19 protein-coding genes and 1 riboswitch are annotated in these 18,470 nt (G+C 63.8%); of the genes, 16 read left to right on the forward strand and 3 right to left on the reverse strand.

The genetic code is table 11. The features are described from left to right. Positions 1–36 precede the first annotated feature (36 nt). From AT302_RS01220 to AT302_RS01275, 12 genes are all read left to right on the forward strand, one after another. Entirely contained in the window at positions 37–792 is a 756-nt protein-coding gene (locus AT302_RS01220; protein ID WP_058376845.1) for a PIG-L deacetylase family protein, read from the forward strand. Beyond that, the gene (locus tag AT302_RS01225; RefSeq protein WP_170936061.1) at positions 789–1,502 is read left to right on the forward strand and encodes a 4-carboxy-4-hydroxy-2-oxoadipate aldolase/oxaloacetate decarboxylase; all 714 of its coding nucleotides are present in this window, start codon (positions 789–791) and stop codon (positions 1,500–1,502) included. Before AT302_RS01220 ends, AT302_RS01225 begins: the two co-directional genes overlap by 4 nt. Positions 1,503–1,504: 2 nt before the next feature. Then, the gene (locus AT302_RS01230; RefSeq protein ID WP_058376846.1) at positions 1,505–2,653 is read left to right on the forward strand and encodes a 4-oxalomesaconate tautomerase; all 1,149 of its coding nucleotides are present in this window, start codon (positions 1,505–1,507) and stop codon (positions 2,651–2,653) included. Then, the gene (locus AT302_RS01235; protein ID WP_058376847.1) at positions 2,650–3,408 is read left to right on the forward strand and encodes an alpha/beta fold hydrolase; all 759 of its coding nucleotides are present in this window, start codon (positions 2,650–2,652) and stop codon (positions 3,406–3,408) included. The genes AT302_RS01230 and AT302_RS01235 overlap by 4 nt, the downstream gene beginning before the upstream one ends. Further along, positions 3,405–3,875, forward strand: coding sequence for a nuclear transport factor 2 family protein (locus tag AT302_RS01240; protein WP_058376848.1), 471 nt, complete (start codon positions 3,405–3,407; stop codon positions 3,873–3,875). Before AT302_RS01235 ends, AT302_RS01240 begins: the two co-directional genes overlap by 4 nt. 188 nt (positions 3,876–4,063) lie before the next feature. Further along, positions 4,064–5,110, forward strand: coding sequence for a porin (locus tag AT302_RS01245; protein WP_174554622.1), 1,047 nt, complete (start codon positions 4,064–4,066; stop codon positions 5,108–5,110). A gap of 406 nt (positions 5,111–5,516) precedes the next feature. Continuing rightward, the gene (locus AT302_RS01250; RefSeq protein WP_237172038.1) at positions 5,517–6,911 is read left to right on the forward strand and encodes an MFS transporter; all 1,395 of its coding nucleotides are present in this window, start codon (positions 5,517–5,519) and stop codon (positions 6,909–6,911) included. 189 nt (positions 6,912–7,100) lie between these two features. Further along, complete coding sequence (locus AT302_RS01255) at positions 7,101–7,904, forward strand: pyrimidine 5'-nucleotidase (RefSeq protein ID WP_084655965.1); 804 nt, start codon at positions 7,101–7,103, stop codon at positions 7,902–7,904. A gap of 10 nt (positions 7,905–7,914) precedes the next feature. Continuing rightward, positions 7,915–8,571, forward strand: coding sequence for a nucleoid occlusion factor SlmA (slmA, locus tag AT302_RS01260; RefSeq protein ID WP_058376852.1), 657 nt, complete (start codon positions 7,915–7,917; stop codon positions 8,569–8,571). Between the two features lie 389 nt (positions 8,572–8,960). Continuing rightward, a complete protein-coding gene (gene metX / locus AT302_RS01265) occupies positions 8,961–10,151 on the forward strand; it encodes a homoserine O-succinyltransferase MetX (RefSeq protein WP_058376853.1) in 1,191 nt (396 codons plus the stop codon). Beyond that, positions 10,148–10,822, forward strand: a complete 675-nt coding sequence (metW, locus tag AT302_RS01270) for a methionine biosynthesis protein MetW (protein ID WP_237172039.1) — start codon at positions 10,148–10,150, stop codon at positions 10,820–10,822. Before metX ends, metW begins: the two co-directional genes overlap by 4 nt. Before the next feature lie 125 nt (positions 10,823–10,947). Then, entirely contained in the window at positions 10,948–12,231 is a 1,284-nt protein-coding gene (locus AT302_RS01275) for an AmpG family muropeptide MFS transporter (RefSeq protein ID WP_058376854.1), read from the forward strand. On the opposite strand, the gene AT302_RS01280 is transcribed toward AT302_RS01275, so the two are convergent. The 3 genes from AT302_RS01280 to AT302_RS01290 form a co-directional block, all read right to left on the reverse strand. Then, the gene (locus AT302_RS01280) at positions 12,216–12,953 is read right to left on the reverse strand and encodes a hypothetical protein (RefSeq protein ID WP_058376855.1); all 738 of its coding nucleotides are present in this window, start codon (positions 12,951–12,953) and stop codon (positions 12,216–12,218) included. The genes AT302_RS01275 and AT302_RS01280 overlap by 16 nt on opposite strands. A gap of 11 nt (positions 12,954–12,964) precedes the next feature. Further along, complete coding sequence (locus AT302_RS01285) at positions 12,965–13,738, reverse strand: exodeoxyribonuclease III (RefSeq protein WP_058376856.1); 774 nt, start codon at positions 13,736–13,738, stop codon at positions 12,965–12,967. 90 nt (positions 13,739–13,828) lie between these two features. After that, the gene (locus AT302_RS01290) at positions 13,829–14,791 is read right to left on the reverse strand and encodes a LysR family transcriptional regulator (protein WP_058376857.1); all 963 of its coding nucleotides are present in this window, start codon (positions 14,789–14,791) and stop codon (positions 13,829–13,831) included. A gap of 198 nt (positions 14,792–14,989) precedes the next feature. Between AT302_RS01290 and AT302_RS01295 the strand changes: the two genes are divergently transcribed. The 4 genes from AT302_RS01295 to AT302_RS01310 all read left to right on the forward strand — a co-directional run bounded on the left by AT302_RS01295 (position 14,990) and on the right by AT302_RS01310 (position 18,436). After that, on the forward strand, positions 14,990–15,448 hold the full coding sequence (locus tag AT302_RS01295) for a CidA/LrgA family protein (protein ID WP_058376858.1): 459 nt from the start codon (positions 14,990–14,992) through the stop codon (positions 15,446–15,448). 130 nt (positions 15,449–15,578) lie between these two features. Continuing rightward, the gene (locus AT302_RS01300) at positions 15,579–16,262 is read left to right on the forward strand and encodes an LrgB family protein (RefSeq protein WP_058376859.1); all 684 of its coding nucleotides are present in this window, start codon (positions 15,579–15,581) and stop codon (positions 16,260–16,262) included. A gap of 123 nt (positions 16,263–16,385) precedes the next feature. Further along, a riboswitch (S-adenosyl-L-homocysteine riboswitch) is annotated at positions 16,386–16,513 on the forward strand. A gap of 32 nt (positions 16,514–16,545) precedes the next feature. Beyond that, positions 16,546–17,961 carry an adenosylhomocysteinase gene (ahcY, locus tag AT302_RS01305; RefSeq protein WP_058376860.1) on the forward strand — a complete coding sequence of 472 codons (1,416 nt, stop codon included), beginning with the start codon at positions 16,546–16,548 and terminating at the stop codon, positions 17,959–17,961. Positions 17,962–18,076: 115 nt separating this feature from the next. Then, the gene (locus AT302_RS01310; RefSeq protein ID WP_058376861.1) at positions 18,077–18,436 is read left to right on the forward strand and encodes a phage holin family protein; all 360 of its coding nucleotides are present in this window, start codon (positions 18,077–18,079) and stop codon (positions 18,434–18,436) included. Positions 18,437–18,470: the final 34 nt, after the last annotated feature.

An 18,470-nucleotide genomic window follows, 5' to 3' on the forward strand; every position in this document is an offset into this window, starting at 1 on the left:
CACGACGCATTACGCATCACGTATTGACGGAACATCATGACGACATCACAGAACACAAATACGACGGCGCTCTCCGGCCTCGTCGTCAGCGCCCACTCGGCAGACTTCGTCTGGCGCGCGGCAGGCACCATCGCCACGCACGTGGCGCAGGGCTATCGCATGAAGGTCGTCTGCCTCTCGTTCGGCGAGCGCGGCGAGTCGGCCAAGCTCTGGCGCAAGGGCGCCGAGATGACCGAAGCCAAGGTCAAGGCAGCACGCCGTGAAGAAGCGCAACGCGCGGCCGACATTCTCGGCGCGGAAATTGAGTTTCTCGATATCGGCGACTACCCGATGCGCGTGTCCGACGAGACGCTGTTCCGTCTCGTGGATATCTATCGCGAGTTGCAGCCGTCGTTCGTGCTGAGTCATTCGGAGAAAGACCCGTACAACTTCGATCATCCGCTTGCGATGCACGTGACGCAGGAAGCCCGCGTGATTGCTCAGGCCGAAGGCCACAAGCCGGGCGAAAAAGTGATTGGCGCCCCGGCGGTGCTGGCGTTCGAGCCGCACCAGACCGAGCAGTGCGAATGGATTCCCAACACGTTTGTCGACATCACGCCGGTGTGGGAAACGAAGCGCGCGGCCATCGAGTGCATGGCCGGTCAGGAACACCTGTGGGATTACTACACGCGCGTCGCCCTGCAACGCGGCGTGCAAGCCAAGCGCAACATCGGCATCACGGCCACGCGCGACATCAAATATGCAGAGGGGCTCATGCGTCTGACGCCCGTCGTTACGGAGCAACTGTCATGATTCGCGGCGTCGTCGTTCGTCAAATTCCCCGCGTCGATGCGGCCACGCTCGACATTTTGCGCAGCGCAGGCAGTGCCACCGTGCACGAAGCGCAGAGCCGTCTCGGTCTGATGGCCACCTACCTGCGCCCGATTTACGCCGGTGCGGCCGTGGCAGGCAGCGCGGTGACCGTGCTGGCGCCGCCGTCGGACAACTGGATGCTGCACGTGGCCGTCGAACAGGCACAGCCCGGCGATATCGTCGTGGTCGGCGTGACCTCGCCGTGCGACGACGGTTACTTCGGCGACCTGCTCGCCACGTCGATGAAAGCGCGCGGCGTCGCAGGGCTCGTCATCGACGCCGGTTGCCGTGACATCGCCACGCTGACCGAGATGAAATTCCCGGTCTGGTCGAAAGCCATCTCCTCGCAGGGCACGGTCAAGGAAACGCTCGGCTCGGTGAACGTGCCGGTCGTGTGCGCGAATCAGATCGTGCATCCGGGCGACGTGATCGTGGCCGACGACGACGGCGTGACGGTCGTACCGTACGCCACGGCGCAAGCGGTCGCCAAGGCGGCTGCGGCGCGCGGTGCCGACGAAGCGTACAAGCGCGGCGTGCTCGCGGGCGGCACGCTGGGTCTGGACTATTACAAGATGCGCGAGCGTCTGGCTGCGAAGGGCCTGCGCTACGTCGACTCGCTCGACGAGCTCGACGCGTCGAAAGGTAACTGACGATGACCGTGGGCGAACTCGTGAAGCACTCGCAATCGCACTCGCAGACACGCATCGACGCAGCGGTTATCCGCGGCGGCACGTCGAAGGGACTGTACTTTCTCGCCGGCGATCTGCCCGCCGATGCTGCGACGCGCGACGCCGTGCTGCTCGCCGCGATGGGCTCGCCCGACGCGCGCCAGATCGACGGCATGGGCGGCGCGGACCCGCTCACGAGCAAGGTGGCGATTGTCTCGCGTTCGACGCGTGACGATGCCGACGTCGATTACCTGTTTGCCCAAGTCGTCGTGGACGAAGCGCGTGTCGATTACGGGCAGAACTGCGGCAATCTGCTTGCCGGGGTCGGACCGTTTGCGATCGAGCGGGGGCTCGTGGCGACGACGGGCGATGTGACGAACGTCGGCATTCACATGGTTAATACCGGGCAGGTGGCGCTCGCCACCGTGCAGACGCCCGCCGACTTGGTGAAGTACGACGGTGACCTGGCCATCGACGGCGTGCCGGGCACGGCCGCGCCGATTCCGTTGATGTTCCGCGATACCGCCGGTTCGACTTGTGGCGCGTTGTTCCCGACGGGGCAACGTCAGGATGTCATCGACGGTGTGGCTGTGACCTGTATCGACAACGGCATGCCGCTAGTGCTGATGCGCGCGGCGGATCTGGGCTGCACCGGCACGGAGTCGTGCGAACAGTTGGAGACGAGCGGGGAGTTTCAGCCGCTGCGCGAGAAGATCGAAGCGATTCGTCTCGCCGTCGGCCCGCGCATGAACCTTGGTGATGTGCGCTCGCGCACGGTGCCCAAGATGTGTCTCGTGGCACCGCCGCAAGCGGGCGGCGCGCTGCTCACGCGTTGTTTCATTCCGCATCGCTGCCACTCGTCGATCGGCGTGCTGGCGGCGGTGAGTGTGGCGACGGCCGCGGCATTGCCGGGCACCGTCTGCCACGAGATGGCAGTCGTGCCGGATGACGCCGCGCCGCTGTTGTCGATTGAACACCCCACTGGCGAATTCACCGTGCGCCTGACGCTCGCATGCAACGACACCGGTGAAAGCGAAGTGACAGGGGCCGGGCTGCTGCGCACCGCGCGCTGGCTCTTCGACGGTCAGGTGTGCATACCGCGTAGCGTCTGGGCGCAGGGAGGGAAGCCATGAGCACCGAACGTCCCCCGTTGCTCATGCTTCCCGGCTTGCTCTGCGATCAGGTGGCGTGGGCCGCCACGGCCGCGCTGCTGCCGGAATACGACTGCCGTGTGCCCGCATGGGGCGCACTCGACACGATCGAGGCCATGGCGCGTCACGTGCTTGCGACGGTGACCGAGCCGCGCTTCGCCGTTGCCGGGCATTCGATGGGCGGGCGCATCGCACTCGAAGTGGTGCGTCTCGCACCGGCGCGCGTCACGCATCTCGCCTTGCTCGATACGGGGTATCAGGCCTTGCCCGAAGGCGAGGCTGCGGAGAAGGAGCGCGCAGGTCGCGCTGCGTTGCTGGCGCGCTCCCGTGAAGCGGGCATGCGCGCGATGGGGCAGGTGTGGGCCACCGGCATGGTGCATCCCGACCAGATCGGCACGCCGTTGTTCGACGCGATTCTCGACATGATCGAGCGCAGCCACCCCGACCAGTTCGCCGCACAGATTCACGCGCTGCTGGGCCGCCCGGACGCGACGCCGCAACTCGCAGGCATTCATTGCCCGACGCTGGTCCTGTGCGGCAGGCAAGACACGTGGAGCCCGCTCGCCCGGCACGAAATCATGGCCGGGATGATGCCTCACGCCACGCTGTGCGTGATCGAAGAGAGCGGCCACATGAGCCCGATGGAGCGCCCGCAAGCCGTTGCCGCCGCGCTGCGCGCATGGCTGGCTACGGCACCCATCGACATCCATTCCGATAGCACGGCACGACTCGCATGAGCGCTCAAGACACGACACCCGAGATTGACCAGAACACCCTCGACGCCATGCTCGCCAAGCAGGCCTGTCAGGACCTCGTGACGCGGTTTGCCGCGTGCAACGACCGGCGCGATCCGCAAGGGCTTGCCGCGCTCTTCACCGAGAAAGGTGTGCTGGTGCGTCCGGGCAGCGACCCGTTGGTCGGGCAGGCGGCAATCGCGGCGGCGTATGCCGACCGTCCTGCCGAACGGCTCACGCGGCACCTCGTCGGCAACGTGCTGATCGACGTGACATCGGGCACCGGTGCCATCGGCAGCAGCACCGTGCTGTTGTGGAGCGGATCGACGCAAGACGTGGCGGGGCCGTTCGGGCGTCCCGCACAGGGGCGGCAGGTGATGGGCGAGTTCGAAGACACGTTCGTCAAGACGGCACAGGGTTGGCGCATCGCGAGACGCGAGGCGCGTTTCACGTTCGTGCGCGACGCGTGAGGGGTCACGCGATATATCGCACGCGATTCACGATTTAGCAGTTTGCAGTCTGGAGGTAGCAGGGCAAAAGAAGTCAAAAGGCGGGCCGGCGTCATTGCCGCCAGTCCGACGTTTGGCGTGGGGTAGTCGTGCATTCATAAAACAAGGGGACAGAAGTGAAATTGAAATACGCATTGGCCGCAGGCCTGATGCTGGGTGCAGGCCTGGCACAAGCACAAAGCAACGTCACGTTGTACGGGATCGTCGATACCGGCATCGCCTATTACAACAATGCCGCCGGTGGCGGCAGCTTCGTCGGTGAACCGACGCTGACCGGCAAGGTGCCGTCGCGCTTCGGCTTCAAGGGTGTGGAAGATCTGGGCGGCGGTCTCAAGGCCGTCTTCACGTTGGAAAACGGCTTTCAGCCGGGCACGGGCGGCCTGAACTACGGCGGGCGTCTGTTCGGGCGTCAGGCCAACGTCGGGCTGTCGGGCGCGTGGGGTACGTTCCTCATCGGCCGCCAGAACAACATGACGTTCTACGTGACCGGTAACGCGGACGTGATCGGACCGTCGATCTTCTCGCTCGCGAGTATCGACCCGTACATCGCCAACGCGCGCAGCGACAGCGCCGTGGGTTATATGGGCAAGTTCTATGGCGTGACGCTGGGCGCGACGTACAGCTTCGGGCGCGATGGTTCGGCAGCCGGCGGTCCGTCGGCCACGAACTGCGCGGGTAACGTGGCGGGCAACTATCAGGCATGTAAGCAATTCACCGGCCTGATCGGTTACGACTACGAGAACTTTGGTATCTCGGCATCGTACGACCAGATGCGCGGCAACACGGGCGCCGCCGCACCGCTGACGAGCTCGCAATACACCGACTCGCACGCTGTGATCAACGCGTACTACAAGTGGTCGTCGGGTCGCGTGGGCGGTGGCTGGATTCACCGCAACGTGAGCGCCGATGCCGCATCGCTCAGCTCGGACATCTACTTCCTCGGCTTCACGTACCTGCCGACGATCACGTGGGCGTTCGATGCGCAGGCAATCCGTTACCAACTGAAGAGCCGTGCCAACGCGACCATGCTGATCGGCCGCGCCACGTACTCGCTGTCCAAGCGTACGTCGCTGTACGGCATGGCCGGTTGGGTCGCGAACAGCCAGAAGGGCGTGGTAGCGATCGCCGCCGGTGGCTCGGTGGTCACGGGCGCGAACCAGTTCGGCACGATGCTGGGTATCCAGCACACGTTCTGATCGCGCTGAGTCGTTGATCCGCTGACGCGAACTTTGTTTCGCGTCTGTCCGATACGCGGCGTCGCGCGCGTGAATTCGTCCGGGGGGGCGATTCACATGCCGTGCGGCGCCGCGTCACTCCCTCCTGCTGCGGCATACGACGTGGTGGCGGTGCCGCGCACCACGAGAGAGTGATCCGGCAGACGTCGCGTGGCCGTACCGTGTGCAGCCGTACATTCCCCGAGCTGCACCATCGCACGCGATCTTCCTGCCCGGCCCGGGTGGTTCAGTCAACCGTTCCCCGGGCCGTCCATTTTTCCCCCGTCAGTGTCGGCGACGGTGTGGCTTGCGCTATAGGGTTTGCGCGCTGGCACTTTCGCGCGCTGGCGCTGGCGCGCTCCCGTATTGCATTTCCGGTAACCTGCGCATGTCCCAAAGCCTGACCCAACCCATGCCACCTTCCGCGCCGCTGGCCGATGGACTGAGCGCACGCGCTCGCCGCATCGCCGTGCCGTCCATCCTGCTCGGCACCTTTCTAGGCAATCTCGACGCGTCCATTGCCAACGTCGCGCTGCCGACCATCGCGCGCGATCTGGTGGCCGACCCGGCGTCGACGGTGTGGGTCGTCAACGCTTATCAACTGATTTTCGCCATGGCCGTGCTGCCGCTCGCTGCACTGGGCGAGAAGCTCGGCTACCGGCGCGTGTTTCTGTTCGGTGTGGCCGGTTTCACCGTAGCATCGCTCGGCTGCGCGCTCGCACCGAATCTGGCGTGGCTGGTGGCGGCGCGTGTCGTGCAGGGCTTGTGCGGCGCATGCATGTCGACCATCGTGCCCGCGCTGTTGCGGATGGTCTTTCCGCCGAACATGGGCGGTCGCGCGATCTCGTTACTGGCGTTGACCGTCGCGCTCTCGACGGCGGCAGGCCCCAGCGTGGCGGCGGTGATTCTGTCGCTGGCCGACTGGCGCTGGTTGTTCGCCATCAACCTGCCGATCGGTTTGGCCGCTTTCGTTGCCTCTTCGCGTTTTCTACCGGCGACGCCCGGGGCCGAGCGGCGGCTCGACGTGCCGGGTGCCTTGCTGAATGCCGTGGCGTTGGCACTCATCATCATCGGGCTGGGGCATGTGGGCGAGGCCGGACACCATGGCGTGGCGGCGTTGCAGATCGTGCTCGGGCTGGTGGCCGCCGTGATTCTCGTGTGTCATCAGCGTGCCCAGACGTCGCCGTTGCTGCCGCTGGATCTGATGCGCGTGCCGGTGCTCGCGTTGTCGTCGCTCACGTCGGTTGCCTGTTATATGGCGCAGACGCTCGCGTATGTCGGCATGCCGTTCCTGTTGCAGCACGCGTTCGCGCGCGGTGAAGCGGTGACGGGCTTGCTGATCACGCCATGGCCGCTGGTGATCGTATTTGTAGCGCCGCTCGCGGGCCGCTGGTCCGACCGCTTCGACAGCGCGCGCATGAGCGCGCTGGGGCTGGCAGTGTTTGCCGTGGGGCTGGCGTCGCTCGCGTGGCTGCCGGTGGACGCCTCGAACTGGGGCATCGCCGCGCGCATGGCCGTGTGCGGTATTGGCTTCGGATTCTTCCAGACACCCAACAATCGCATCATCATGATGGGCGCACCGCGCGAGCGCAGCGGGGCAGCCAGCGGGCTGATGACGATTGCCCGCACGGTCGGCATGACGCTGGGGGCCGCGCTCGTCGCGTTGCTCTTCGACGTGTATGGCGATGCCGGGGCGCACGCGGCGATGGTGGCAGCGACGGTGCTGGCGGCGGTGGGCGGTGTGGTCAGTCTGCTGCGGGTGCGGGCGAAGGCTGCCGCGTAGGCGACGTAAGCTGCACAAGGGTTCCGGCTTCTGACCCTGCTTTCGTCTCTGTCTCTGCCCGCGCTGCCAATCTCGTAAGGCTGGCTGAGTCGATTTGTCAAAGCGGGCCTTGCGCGATAGCATCGTGCCTTTCCGTGGTCTCGCTGCGGTGCCCGCCGGGTGCCGCGCTCCCCATTGCCGGTGTCCCCAGTGTCTCCTTCTCACGTACTGAGCCGACGCCGCCGGGCGAACCGCGCCCGCAGCGAACATGGCGGACGCGGCCCGGTCTGGCTGTTCGATCTCGACAACACCCTGCATCGCGCATCGCACGCGATCTTTCCGCGCATTAACCGCGCGATGACGGCGTATATCGTCGAAAAGCTGGGCTTGCCGCATGACGAGGCGAACCGCCTGCGGTTTTCCTATACGCAACGATACGGCGCGGTACTGCTCGGTCTCATCAAGCATCACGCCATCGATCCGCACGACTTTCTGGCACGGGTGCACGAGTTGCCGCCGCTGGCCGAGGTGCTGCGCGCCGAGCGCGGACTCGGGCGGCTGCTCGCGGGGTTGCCCGGGCGCAAGATTTTGCTGACCAATGCCCCCGCGACTTACGCGATGGCGATCGTCGATGCGTTGGGCATTCGCCGGCATTTTGAGCGCTGCGTGAGCATCGAAGACATGGCCGACCGGCACGCGTGGCGCGCCAAACCGGACGCGATCATGCTGCGCCGGTTGCTGGCGCGGGAAGACTTGGCGCCGCACCGCACGTGGCTGGTCGAGGACACTCGCTCGCATCTGAAGCACTTGCGGCATTTCGGCATCGGCACCGTATGGATTACGGGGCATCTGCCGACGAGAAACAGTCACGGCGACGTGATGCCGCGCAGTGGGCGCCCACACTATGTGGATATCAAAGTACAATCTCTGCGCGAGTTACGGGCGCGCCTTGCGACCGGGGCCGGCGCGAGACGTATCGCCCGGGCCGCCCGACAATCAAATCCCTACCGATAACGACCAGACGATGCAGCAGGAAAACTCTTCGAGCGGGGCCGGTTACGGCACCGCCGATGCGCTGGAGGCCGCCCCCGCGCCGGTGAAGACCACTCGCCCCAAACCGGGCGAGCGCCGTGTGCAGGTTCTGCAAACCCTCGCGGCCATGCTCGAAACGCCCAAGGGCGAGAAGATCACCACGGCCGCGCTCGCCGCGCGCCTGGATGTCTCCGAGGCGGCGCTCTATCGCCACTTCGCGAGCAAGGCGCAGATGTTCGAAGGGCTCATCGAGTTCATCGAACAGACCATTTTCGGTCTGATCAATCAGATCTCCGCGCAGGATCAGGACGGCGTGACGCAAGCGCGCGCCATCGTGCTGATGTTGCTTGGTTTCGCCGAGAAGAACCCGGGCATGACCCGCGTGCTCACGGGCGAAGCGCTGGTGGGTGAGCACGAGCGTCTGCAAGAGCGCATGAACCAACTGCTCGACCGCATCGAGGCGTCGCTGCGCCAGGTGCTGCGTCTGGCGTCCGCACAGGGCACGCTGCCGGAAACGTTCGACGCGAACTCGCGGGCCAACCTGCTGGTGTCGTACGTACTGGGCCGCTGGCACCGTTTCGCCAAGAGCGGTTTCAAGCGCACGCCGACCGAAGGCGCCGACCCGCAAGTGACGGCGCTGCTGCGCTAAATGGCATCCATGGGCGAACGACACCGTTCGCCCCTGCGTTTGCCCACGTGACCACTGCCGGCACCTGATGCTCGCTCTCATGTATGGGGCATGTATGTGTCAGGTGTCGATTCCGCAGATTACGTTATACTTTTGCAACTCGTGATGGGCCGCTGCCATGCAGACGGTATCGTTACGATGACTGGCGCGCCGATTTGGTGACTCGATTGCGGGCGCGCGAGTGGCTTTGACAGGGGCTTGTTCCGTCGAAGGCACTCAATACAAATGCGGCTAAAGAGGTCGTTCGCGCACCCCGCCCGTTTTTCGTCGACCTTTTTCCCCGCAAAGAACGCCTAAGAAACGCTGCCGTTGTTACGGACAGCGCGACCGGCATGTTTCGGACAGGAAATATGGAATCGTCAATCGGAATCGTCACGCCACAGCGGATGCATTTTGCGCAGCCGCTGGCACTGCAAAACGGCAGCACCCTCGCGGGCTACGACCTGATGGTCGAGACCTACGGTGAGCTAAATGCCGATCGCAGCAACGCCGTGCTGGTGTGCCACGCGCTCAACGCGTCGCATCACGTCGCGGGCATTGCCGCCGATAACCCCAAGGACATCGGCTGGTGGGACAACATGGTCGGGCCCGGCAAGCCGCTCGACACCAATCGCTTCTTCGTCATCGGGGTGAATAACCTCGGCTCGTGCTTCGGCTCGACCGGGCCGATGAGTCTCAATGAAGCCACGGGCACGCCCTACGGCGCCCGCTTCCCCGTAGTGACGGTCGAAGACTGGGTCAATGCGCAGGCACGCGTGGCCGACGTGTTCGGTATCCAGAAATTTGCAGCCGTGATGGGCGGCAGTCTGGGCGGCATGCAGGCGCTCGCGTGGAGCATCATGTATCCCGATCGTGTCGGGCACTGTCTGGTGATTGCGTCCACCCCGAAGCTGTCGGCACAGAACATTGCTTTCAACGAAGTGGCCCGCTCGGCCATTCTCTCCGACCCCGATTTCCATGGCGGCGACTACTACGCGCACGGTGTCGTGCCGCGCCGGGGCTTGCGCGTGGCGCGCATGATCGGCCACATCACCTATCTGTCCGACGAAGACATGGCGACCAAGTTCGGCCGTGCCCTGCGTCGAGCGGAAGTGCTGGTGGACGGTGTGAAGGGTGCCGAAGGCGGCGCGGCAGCACAGGACGACAGCTACCGCTTCAGCTTCGACGTGGAGTTCGAGGTGGAGTCGTACCTGCGCTATCAGGGCGACAAGTTTGCCGAGTATTTCGACGCCAACACCTATCTGTTGATTACGCGCGCGCTCGATTATTTCGACCCGGCACGCACGGTCGGTGGCGACCTCTCGCGTGCACTCGCCCACACCACGGCCAAGTATCTGATCGTGTCGTTTGCGACCGACTGGCGCTTCGCGCCGACCCGCTCGCGTGAAATCGTCAAGGCGCTGCTCGATACGCGCCGCACCGTGAGCTACGCCGAAATCGACGCGCCGCACGGCCACGATGCTTTCCTGCTGACCGATCCGCGCTATCACAATCTGGTGCGCGCTTATTACGAACGTATCGCCGAGGAGGTGGGGGTATGAGCCAGTCCACGGAACCGTCCAAGACGCCAACGACCAGCGCGCAAGCCGCACGTCTTGCGGCATCGGGCAATCAGATCACGGCGTCGCTCGCCGACCGCACCGATTTTCGCGTGATCGCACGCTGGATCGAGCCGGGCTCGCAGGTGCTCGATCTCGGGTGCAGCGACGGCTCGCTGCTGCGCCTGCTGGTCGATGAACTCGATGTGAGCGGCTACGGCATCGAGATCGACGATGCGGGCGTGCTGGCTTCGGCCAAGCGGGGCATCAACGTCATTCAGCAGAATATGGAAGGCGGACTCGCACTGTTCGAAGACAACAGCTTCGACACCGTCATCCTGTCGCAGACGCTGCAAACCATTCACCGCACGGCAGACATTCTGCGCGAGACGGTGCGGGTCGGCCGCGAAGCCATCGTGTCGTTCCCGAATTTCGGCTACTGGCCGCATCGGCTCTCGGTGTTGCAGGGCCGGATGCCGGTGTCGAAGAGTCTGCCGTTCCAGTGGCACAACACGCCGAACGTGCGTGTGCTCACGATCAAGGATTTCGAGGCGTTGGCCCCCGAGGTCGGTGTGGAAATTCTGGATCGCGCGGTGCTGCATAACGGGCGTCTCGTGTCGGTGGGCGCGAACTGGCGTGGTAGTCTTGCGGTCTATCGCGTCAAGCGTTCCTGAACCGACGGTTGCGGCGGCGGGGCGGCGCGCCGGGTGCTCCTGATTCGACGTCGGCAACGATCGACGCACGGGAGCGAGGGGCGGAGGCCGTTCGTCGCGCGCAGCCGGCCCCAATTGTCCTGTCCATGACCGATTCGATGCCGCCCGACGACGGGCGAGTGTTCCACCCCACGCGGATGATCATCTGCGTGATTCTCGGCTTCACCTCCGGCTTGCCGTTGTTCATCCTGCTCAATCTCGTGCAGGCGTGGCTGCGCAGCGAGCAGGTGGACCTCAAGGCGATCGGCCTGTTTGCGCTGATTCAATTCCCCTACACATGGAAGTTTCTGTGGGCACCGCTCATGGATCGCTTCGCGCCGAATCTGTTCGGGTGGAAGCCCGGGCGGCGGCGCGGCTGGATGTTCGTCACGCAGTTGCTAGTGGCCGGGGCCGTGGCGCTGATGGGGACGTATTCGCCGCAACGCGATCTGATGACGATTGCCGCGCTCGCGGCGGCGCTCGCGTTCTTCAGCGCGAGTCTCGACATTTGTCTCGATGCCTACCGCCGCGAGTTGCTCTCCGACCGGGAGCAGGGGCTGGGCACGGCGATGCATGTGAACGCCTACAAGGTGGCCGGGCTGGTACCCGGGTCGCTCGCGCTGATCATGGCCGACCATCTGCCGTGGTCGCAGGTGTTCTTCGTGACGGCAGCGTTCATGCTGCCGGGGCTGGTGATGACGCTGGTCGTCAAGGAACCGGCCATTCGCGGCACGCCGCCCAAGACGTTGCGCGAAGCGGTGGTCGAGCCGTTCCATGAGTTCGTGACGCGTGGCGGCTGGACGAAGGCACTGCTGGTGCTCGCGTTCATCTTTCTGTACAAGCTAGGCGATTCGATGGCGACGTCATTGGCGACGTCGTTCTATCTGGATTTGGGTTTCACCAAGACGCAGATCGGCGTGGTGGCGAAGGCCACGAGCCTGTGGGCGAGTGTGGCAGGCGGGATCATCGGCGGTATCTGGCTGATCAAGCTGGGCATCAATCGCGGGCTGTGGGTGTTTGGCGTGCTGCAACTGGTGTCGGTGCTCGGCTTTGCGTGGCTGGCGGAGGCCGGTGCCGTGGTGGCAGGACTCGGCGCGGTGATCGCGTTCGAGGCGTTCACGGCGGGGCTGGGGACGGCGGCATTTACGGCGTACATCGCCCGCACGACGGACCCGCGCTATACCGCCACGCAATTCGCCCTGTTCACCAGCCTCGCCTCCGTGCCGCGCACGTTTGCGAACGCGGGCACGGGGTACATCGTGGATGGCGTGGGCTGGCTGACGTTCTTCCTGATCTGCACCGTGCTGGCGGTACCCGGCATGCTGCTGTTGCCGAAGGTCGCCCCGTGGGGCGCAGACGATGACGGCGGCGTCGCTCAGACGCCGCGATAGGCCACCTTCTGGCGCTTGACCACTTGTGTGGCGAAGTCCGCGTCCGGTGGAATCGGTTCCCAGAAGAAATCCCACTGGAAGATCGGAAGGAAGTTGAATTTCTGCGAGCGGAAGATGCCCCGGTTGCGTTTGAATTCGCTATACCGATCGCCCGCGAACTCCCGGTTCACCGAGGTGAAGGGCAGCAGACGCTCCGCAATGTCCGGAAAATCGAACGCCGGATATTCCTTCGCGAGCGCCTCCAGCGCGTCGAACTGATCCCGGCCGATGACCTGAATGGCGGTCTCCGGCATGGCGTAGCGCTGGGCCCACATGACATGCCAGCCCGACTCGGTGTCATTGATGAAGTCGACGATCTGCTGGCTCAGCGTGTAGGCATCGGATTCGATGTGAACGATCTTGTCGGCGCCCATGGCGCGCGCGAGCGTCACCGAGTGCAGGAAGCTGCGCCACCATCCGGGATAGAGGCTCATGCTCTGACGCCCCAGATTGTTCTCGAAGCGCACGATGGCGTGCCCGTCGTCATGCGCCGAGAGGTCGCTCCCGGCGGCCACCGTACGGACGATCTCGGATGGCGGAAGATACGGGGAGCCGTCGTCGATCATCACTATCTTGTCGGCGTGGATCGGTCCGCGCCGGTAGTACTCGAGCCAGCGCCGATAGCGTTGCTTCCAGGCCTGGGCATCTCTCATGTAGCAGGTACAGAACAACAGGGTCTTCATCGTGCGTTCCGTTACAGCGTGTGATCGTAGTCAACGATCAGCGGTGCGTGATCGCTGAACTTGATGTCGCGGAAGACGGACGTGGTTTTGGCTTTGCCGGCGATACCCGGCGTGGCGATCTGGTAGTCGATACGCCACCCGACGTTCTTCGCATACGCCTGCCCGCGATTGCTCCACCACGTGTATTGCTCCGCGCGCTGATCCAGCGTGCGGAAGACGTCCACATAGCCGTGGTCGTCGAACAACTGCGTGAGCCACGCGCGCTCTTCCGGCAGGAAACCCGAGTTCTTCAGATTGCCCTTCCAGTTCTTGATGTCGATTTCCTTGTGCGCGATGTTCACGTCGCCGCACAACACGACTTCGCGCCCGGCGGCCTTCAACGCCAGCAAGTGCGGCATGAAGTCGGCCATGAAGCGGAACTTGGCCGCCTGACGTTCTTCACCGCTAGAGCCCGACGGGATGTACACCGAGATCACCGACAGATTGCCGTAGCGCACTTCGACGTAACGCCCTTCGGCGTCGAACTCTTGCTGGCCCCAGCCGATCACGATGTCGTCGGGCTCGCGGCGCACGTACACACCCGCGCCGCTGTAGCCCTTCTTCTCGGCGTAGTGGAAGTAGCCCTGATAGTCGTGCGGCTTGAGAAAGTCCGGCGTCATGTCCGGCAACTGCGCCTTGATTTCCTGCACACACAGAATGTCGGCGTCCTGATTGCCGAACCACTCGAAGAAGCCTTTCTTGGAGGCCGATCGCACGCCGTTCAGATTCGCAGTGATGATGCGCATAGGTGTCGATATGCCGCGCTCGTCGCGCGGCCGGGGGGAAGAATTTGTAAGCGGCAAGGATACCGCAATCGTTTGATCGCGGGCGGCGGTTCAGCGCGCCGGTTGGCGCCGCGTTGCACCAGCAATGGCCGCTTGTGCCGCCTTGACGTCGCCGTCACCGCCGGGGCCGAGGATGTCGCGCGCGAGTGCGAGCCAGCGCCGCGCCGCGTGCGAGAGGTACGAGTCGCGCCGCCACGCCATCGCGAGATCCCACGGAATCTCCGGATCGCGAATGTCCGCAATCACAAAGCGTTTCGGATCGAGTCGCGCGCAGAACGGCTCGGGCAGCAAGGCAATGCCGACGCCGTTATCGACCATCGACGCAATGAAATCCCACTGGCTTGAGCGTCCGGCGATCTTCGGTGTGAAGCCCGCTCGCCGGCACGCCGCAATCACGAATTCCGACAGCGCGAAGCCTTCGCCGTAAAACACGAACGGCTCGTCGCGAAGCTCGCCCAGCCCGACCGATGCGCGGCCCTCCCACGACGACTCGCGCGGGGCGATCAACCGCAACTGGTAATGGCACACGGGGAGCACGTCGAGAATTGCCGGGTCGATCGGCAGCAACACGGCACCCAGTTCGATGTCGCCTGCCAGCAGCGCTTGTTCGATGGCCCGGGAGCCGGTCTCGAACAACTTCATCTCGATATCCGGATAGTGCTGGTGAAACGCCCCGATCACCGGGATGAACAGATCGCCCCCCAGTGGCGGAATGCCGATCGACAACTCGCCACGCGCGACCGACTCCAGATCCGACAGCTCCTGTTGCAGTCGGGCGTAGGCGGCAAGCACGTCCTGACCGCGCTCGAATACCACCCGCCCGGCATCGGTGAGTTGCAGCCGGCGGCCCATGCCGCGCTCTTCTCGCAACATGAGCGGCGTGCCGAGCTCGTCTTCGAGCGCCTTGACCATTTTGCTCACCGTCGGTTGCGTGACAAAGAGCGCTTCCGCCGCCGCCGTGAAGCTCTGCTGTCGCACAACTTCCACAAATCCTCGCAAGGCACGCAGTTCCATTTCGGGGCTCCCGATGGCACCGTTTTGGTGCTAAAGGCCGGAAAGCCCCGTCAGATAAGGCTTTCTCATGCACTATTAGGGTTAATACTTAAATTATTCCAATTTGGAATCGATTTGATAATTGTAATTCATTATATTTATGTTGCAGCGCTTCCTATACTGCACTCCATGTTGAAGCAAAACCCCAGGGAGAGTGCCATGACCAAGATGATCGCCAGCCGTCTGTATAGCCGCAGCAAGCGCGCCGTGGACGTGGTGTGGCAGATCGCCCTGCTCACCGGCATTTACTTGGTGGCGGATGCTGCGGCGCGTCATTTTCATTTGCCCCTGCCGGGTGGTGTGCTCGGCTTGTTCGCCGTGGTCGGTCTGCTCATGAGCGGTGTGCTCAAGGCCGACAAGATCAAGCGCGGCGCCGACTGGTTTCTGGCCGAGATGATTCTGTTCTTCGTGCCGATGGTTGCCGCCGTCATGCAATACACCGATCTGCTGCGCCACGAAGGCCTGCAATTGCTCGCCGTGATCGGCGTGGGCACCGTGCTCGTGATGGTCTCGACGGCACTGGCCGTGGATCTCGCCTGCCGCGCCGAGCGCCGCATGAAGGCCGCGTTCGTGCGACTCCCGGCACGCCGTGCCGCACACGCCCACGACGTTCGCTGATCGTTGATCGTTGATCGTTGCTAATCGTCGCTGATGGCGCCTGACGGCTCGCTCGCTTCACTTCGTTAGTGGCAGCGGGCGCCGCGGGTGGCGCCACAACCCCAGTCTTAACCTCTCGCCGGATACTGTCATGAATCATACGGCGCTGCTTCTGCTCGCTCTTACGGTTGTCTTCTATTACGTGTCGAAGCGTCTTTACGCGCGCTTCGGCAAGGTGTGGCTCGGCCCGGCCATTCTCGCGCCGGTGCTGCTCATCGCCGTGATGGTCGGCGGCGACATCTCGTACACCACCTACATCTCGGATTCGCGCTGGCTCGTCTGGCTGCTCGGCCCCACGACCATCGCGTTTGCCGTGCCAATCTACGAACACCGCGACATCATTCGCCGTCACGCGTTTGCGCTCACCGTGGGCGTGCTCGTCGCGATGATCGTGGCGGTCGGCAGCTCGTTCGTGCTGGCGCGTCTCTTTGAGTTGCCGCCGGAAATGGCGCGCAGTCTGCTTGCCCGGTCGATCTCGACGCCGTTTGCGCTCGTGGTCTCCGACAAGGTCGGTGGTTCGCGCGATCTGGTGGGGTTGTTCGTGATCGTCACCGGCTTTATCGGCATGCTGCTCGGCGAAGCGCTCCTGTCGTGGCTGCCGTTGCGTACCCGCATGGCGCGCGGTGCACCGTTCGGCGCCGGTGCTCACGGATTCGGCACGGCCAAGGCGCGCCAGATCGGCAGCGAAGAGGGCGTGGTCGCGAGCCTTGTGATGATGATCAACGGCATCGTGATGGTGTTCGCTGCGCCGTTGCTCACGCACTTGCCAATCTGATGATGGGAAGGTGCATCGCCTGCACCTTCCTCGCTTTCCTCTCTTCGTTGTTCCCCCAAAAAAATAACCCTTCGAACGTCGCCCCTGACCCGACGCGCCGCATGAGTTTTGCTACAATGCGCCAGTCTTGAGGAGCGTTGCGACAGCGGATACCGCTGCCAGGCTCAAGATCCTTCCCATTGGCCCTCGCCGGCCCCCGGTTTCCCCCGGATAGTTCGGCGCGTAAGCCCCAAGAACGGCGCTCACGTCCCAACTATCTAGACATTTAGAGAAAGGAGGCGTGATGAACGCCGTAGTCGATTCGAAATTCACCGATTTCCACGTAGCCGATATCAAGCTGGCCGATTGGGGCCGCAAGGAACTGCGCATCGCCGAGAGCGAAATGCCGGGTCTGATGGCCACGCGTGAAGAATTCAAGGCCACCCAGCCGCTCAAGGGCGCCCGCATTGCCGGCTCCCTCCACATGACGATCCAGACGGGCGTGCTCATCGAGACGCTGACCGCGCTGGGCGCCGAAGTGCGCTGGGCCTCGTGCAACATTTTCTCGACGCAAGATCACGCCGCTGCGGCCATCGCTGCCGCCGGTATCCCCGTGTTCGCGTTCAAGGGCGAATCGCTCGACGAATACTGGGAATACAGCCACCGCATCTTCGAATGGCCGAACGGCGAGTTCGCCAACATGATTCTCGATGACGGCGGCGACGCCACGCTGCTGCTGATTCTGGGCAGCAAGGCCGAGAAGGACCTCTCGGTCGTCGCCAACCCGACCAACGAAGAAGAAGTGGCCCTGTACGAGGCGATCAAGCGTCACATCGCCCTCGACCCGCAGTGGTACAGCAAGCGCCTGTCGCAAATCCAGGGCGTGACCGAAGAGACCACCACGGGCGTGCACCGTCTGTACCAGATGGAAAAGGACGGCACGCTGCCGTTCCCGGCCATCAACGTCAACGACTCGGTGACCAAGTCGAAGTTCGACAACCTGTACGGCTGCCGCGAGTCGCTCGTCGACGGTATCAAGCGCGCGACCGACGTGATGATCGCCGGCAAGATCGCACTCGTGGCCGGTTACGGCGACGTGGGCAAGGGCTGCGCACAAAGCCTGCGTGGTCTGGGCGCGACGGTGTGGGTTACCGAAATCGACCCGATCTGCGCACTGCAAGCCGCGATGGAAGGCTACCGCGTCGTGACGATGGAATATGCCGCCGACAAGGCCGACATCTTCGTGACCGCCACGGGCAACTTCCACGTGATCGATCACGACCACATGGCCGCCATGAAGAACCAGGCGATCGTGTGCAACATCGGTCACTTCGACTCGGAAATCAACGTCGCGTCGACCCGCAAGTACGAGTGGGAAAACATCAAGCCGCAGGTTGATCACATCATCTTCCCGGACGGCAAGCGCATCATCCTGCTGGCCGAAGGCCGCCTCGTGAATCTGGGCTGCGCCACGGGTCACCCGTCGTTCGTGATGAGCAACTCGTTCACCAACCAGACGCTCGCGCAGATTGAATTGTTCGTGGACGGCGCCAAGTACAAGAACAGCGTGTACGTGCTGCCGAAGCATCTGGACGAGAAGGTTGCGCGTCTGCACCTGGGCCGTATCGGTGCCGAGCTGACCGTGCTGAGCGACGATCAGGCGAAGTACATCAGCGTCGACAAGAACGGTCCGTTCAAGCCGTCGCACTACCGTTATTAAGTGCTAATTAGGTAGTACCCACGCGGCTGCGCCCAGTGCGCAGCCGCGTACGAATTCTTGTAACTGCCGGTGTTGACGGCGACGTCTCGCACCGGCGTGTCCTTCGGAGCTTGCCATGCGTCTGCTGCTGATTTGGCTCATCAATGCCATCGCACTTCTCGTTTTGCCGCACATCATCTCGGGCGTTCAGCTCAAGGGCATCGGTACGGCGCTGATCGTTGCGGTCGTGCTCGGCCTGATCAACGCATTCCTGCGTCCGCTGCTCGTGGTGCTCACGCTGCCGGTCACGGTCGTCACGCTCGGATTGTTCATCTTCGTGATCAATGCGTTGCTGTTCTGGCTGGCCGCTAACGTGGTCAAGGGGTTCGAAGTCTCGGGCTTCTGGGCGGCGCTCTTCGGCTCGCTGCTGTACAGCCTGATCTCGTGGATTCTGTCGGCGCTGGTGTTCGGCGGCGACCGCGCGACTAACGTTTAACGCAACGTTTAACCGAGTGTTTATCCGGCACGTG

Origin of the sequence: Pandoraea norimbergensis, from assembly GCF_001465545.3 — a bacterium.
Taxonomy (GTDB): Bacteria; Pseudomonadota; Gammaproteobacteria; order Burkholderiales; family Burkholderiaceae; genus Pandoraea; species Pandoraea norimbergensis.

Coding starts and splice junctions, on each gene's coding strand:
- AT302_RS01220 (WP_058376845.1), top strand. CDS start 37: ATGACGACATCACAGAACACAAATACGACGGCGCTCTCCGGCCTCGTC.
- AT302_RS01225 (WP_170936061.1), top strand. CDS start 789: ATGATTCGCGGCGTCGTCGTTCGTCAAATTCCCCGCGTCGATGCGGCC.
- AT302_RS01230 (WP_058376846.1), top strand. CDS start 1,505: ATGACCGTGGGCGAACTCGTGAAGCACTCGCAATCGCACTCGCAGACA.
- AT302_RS01235 (WP_058376847.1), top strand. CDS start 2,650: ATGAGCACCGAACGTCCCCCGTTGCTCATGCTTCCCGGCTTGCTCTGC.
- AT302_RS01240 (WP_058376848.1), top strand. CDS start 3,405: ATGAGCGCTCAAGACACGACACCCGAGATTGACCAGAACACCCTCGAC.
- AT302_RS01245 (WP_174554622.1), top strand. CDS start 4,064: ATGCTGGGTGCAGGCCTGGCACAAGCACAAAGCAACGTCACGTTGTAC.
- AT302_RS01250 (WP_237172038.1), top strand. CDS start 5,517: ATGTCCCAAAGCCTGACCCAACCCATGCCACCTTCCGCGCCGCTGGCC.
- slmA (WP_058376852.1), top strand. CDS start 7,915: ATGCAGCAGGAAAACTCTTCGAGCGGGGCCGGTTACGGCACCGCCGAT.
- metX (WP_058376853.1), top strand. CDS start 8,961: ATGGAATCGTCAATCGGAATCGTCACGCCACAGCGGATGCATTTTGCG.
- metW (WP_237172039.1), top strand. CDS start 10,148: ATGAGCCAGTCCACGGAACCGTCCAAGACGCCAACGACCAGCGCGCAA.
- AT302_RS01275 (WP_058376854.1), top strand. CDS start 10,948: ATGACCGATTCGATGCCGCCCGACGACGGGCGAGTGTTCCACCCCACG.
- AT302_RS01280 (WP_058376855.1), bottom strand. CDS start 12,953: ATGAAGACCCTGTTGTTCTGTACCTGCTACATGAGAGATGCCCAGGCC.
- AT302_RS01285 (WP_058376856.1), bottom strand. CDS start 13,738: ATGCGCATCATCACTGCGAATCTGAACGGCGTGCGATCGGCCTCCAAG.
- AT302_RS01290 (WP_058376857.1), bottom strand. CDS start 14,791: ATGGAACTGCGTGCCTTGCGAGGATTTGTGGAAGTTGTGCGACAGCAG.
- AT302_RS01295 (WP_058376858.1), top strand. CDS start 14,990: ATGACCAAGATGATCGCCAGCCGTCTGTATAGCCGCAGCAAGCGCGCC.
- AT302_RS01300 (WP_058376859.1), top strand. CDS start 15,579: ATGAATCATACGGCGCTGCTTCTGCTCGCTCTTACGGTTGTCTTCTAT.
- ahcY (WP_058376860.1), top strand. CDS start 16,546: ATGAACGCCGTAGTCGATTCGAAATTCACCGATTTCCACGTAGCCGAT.
- AT302_RS01310 (WP_058376861.1), top strand. CDS start 18,077: ATGCGTCTGCTGCTGATTTGGCTCATCAATGCCATCGCACTTCTCGTT.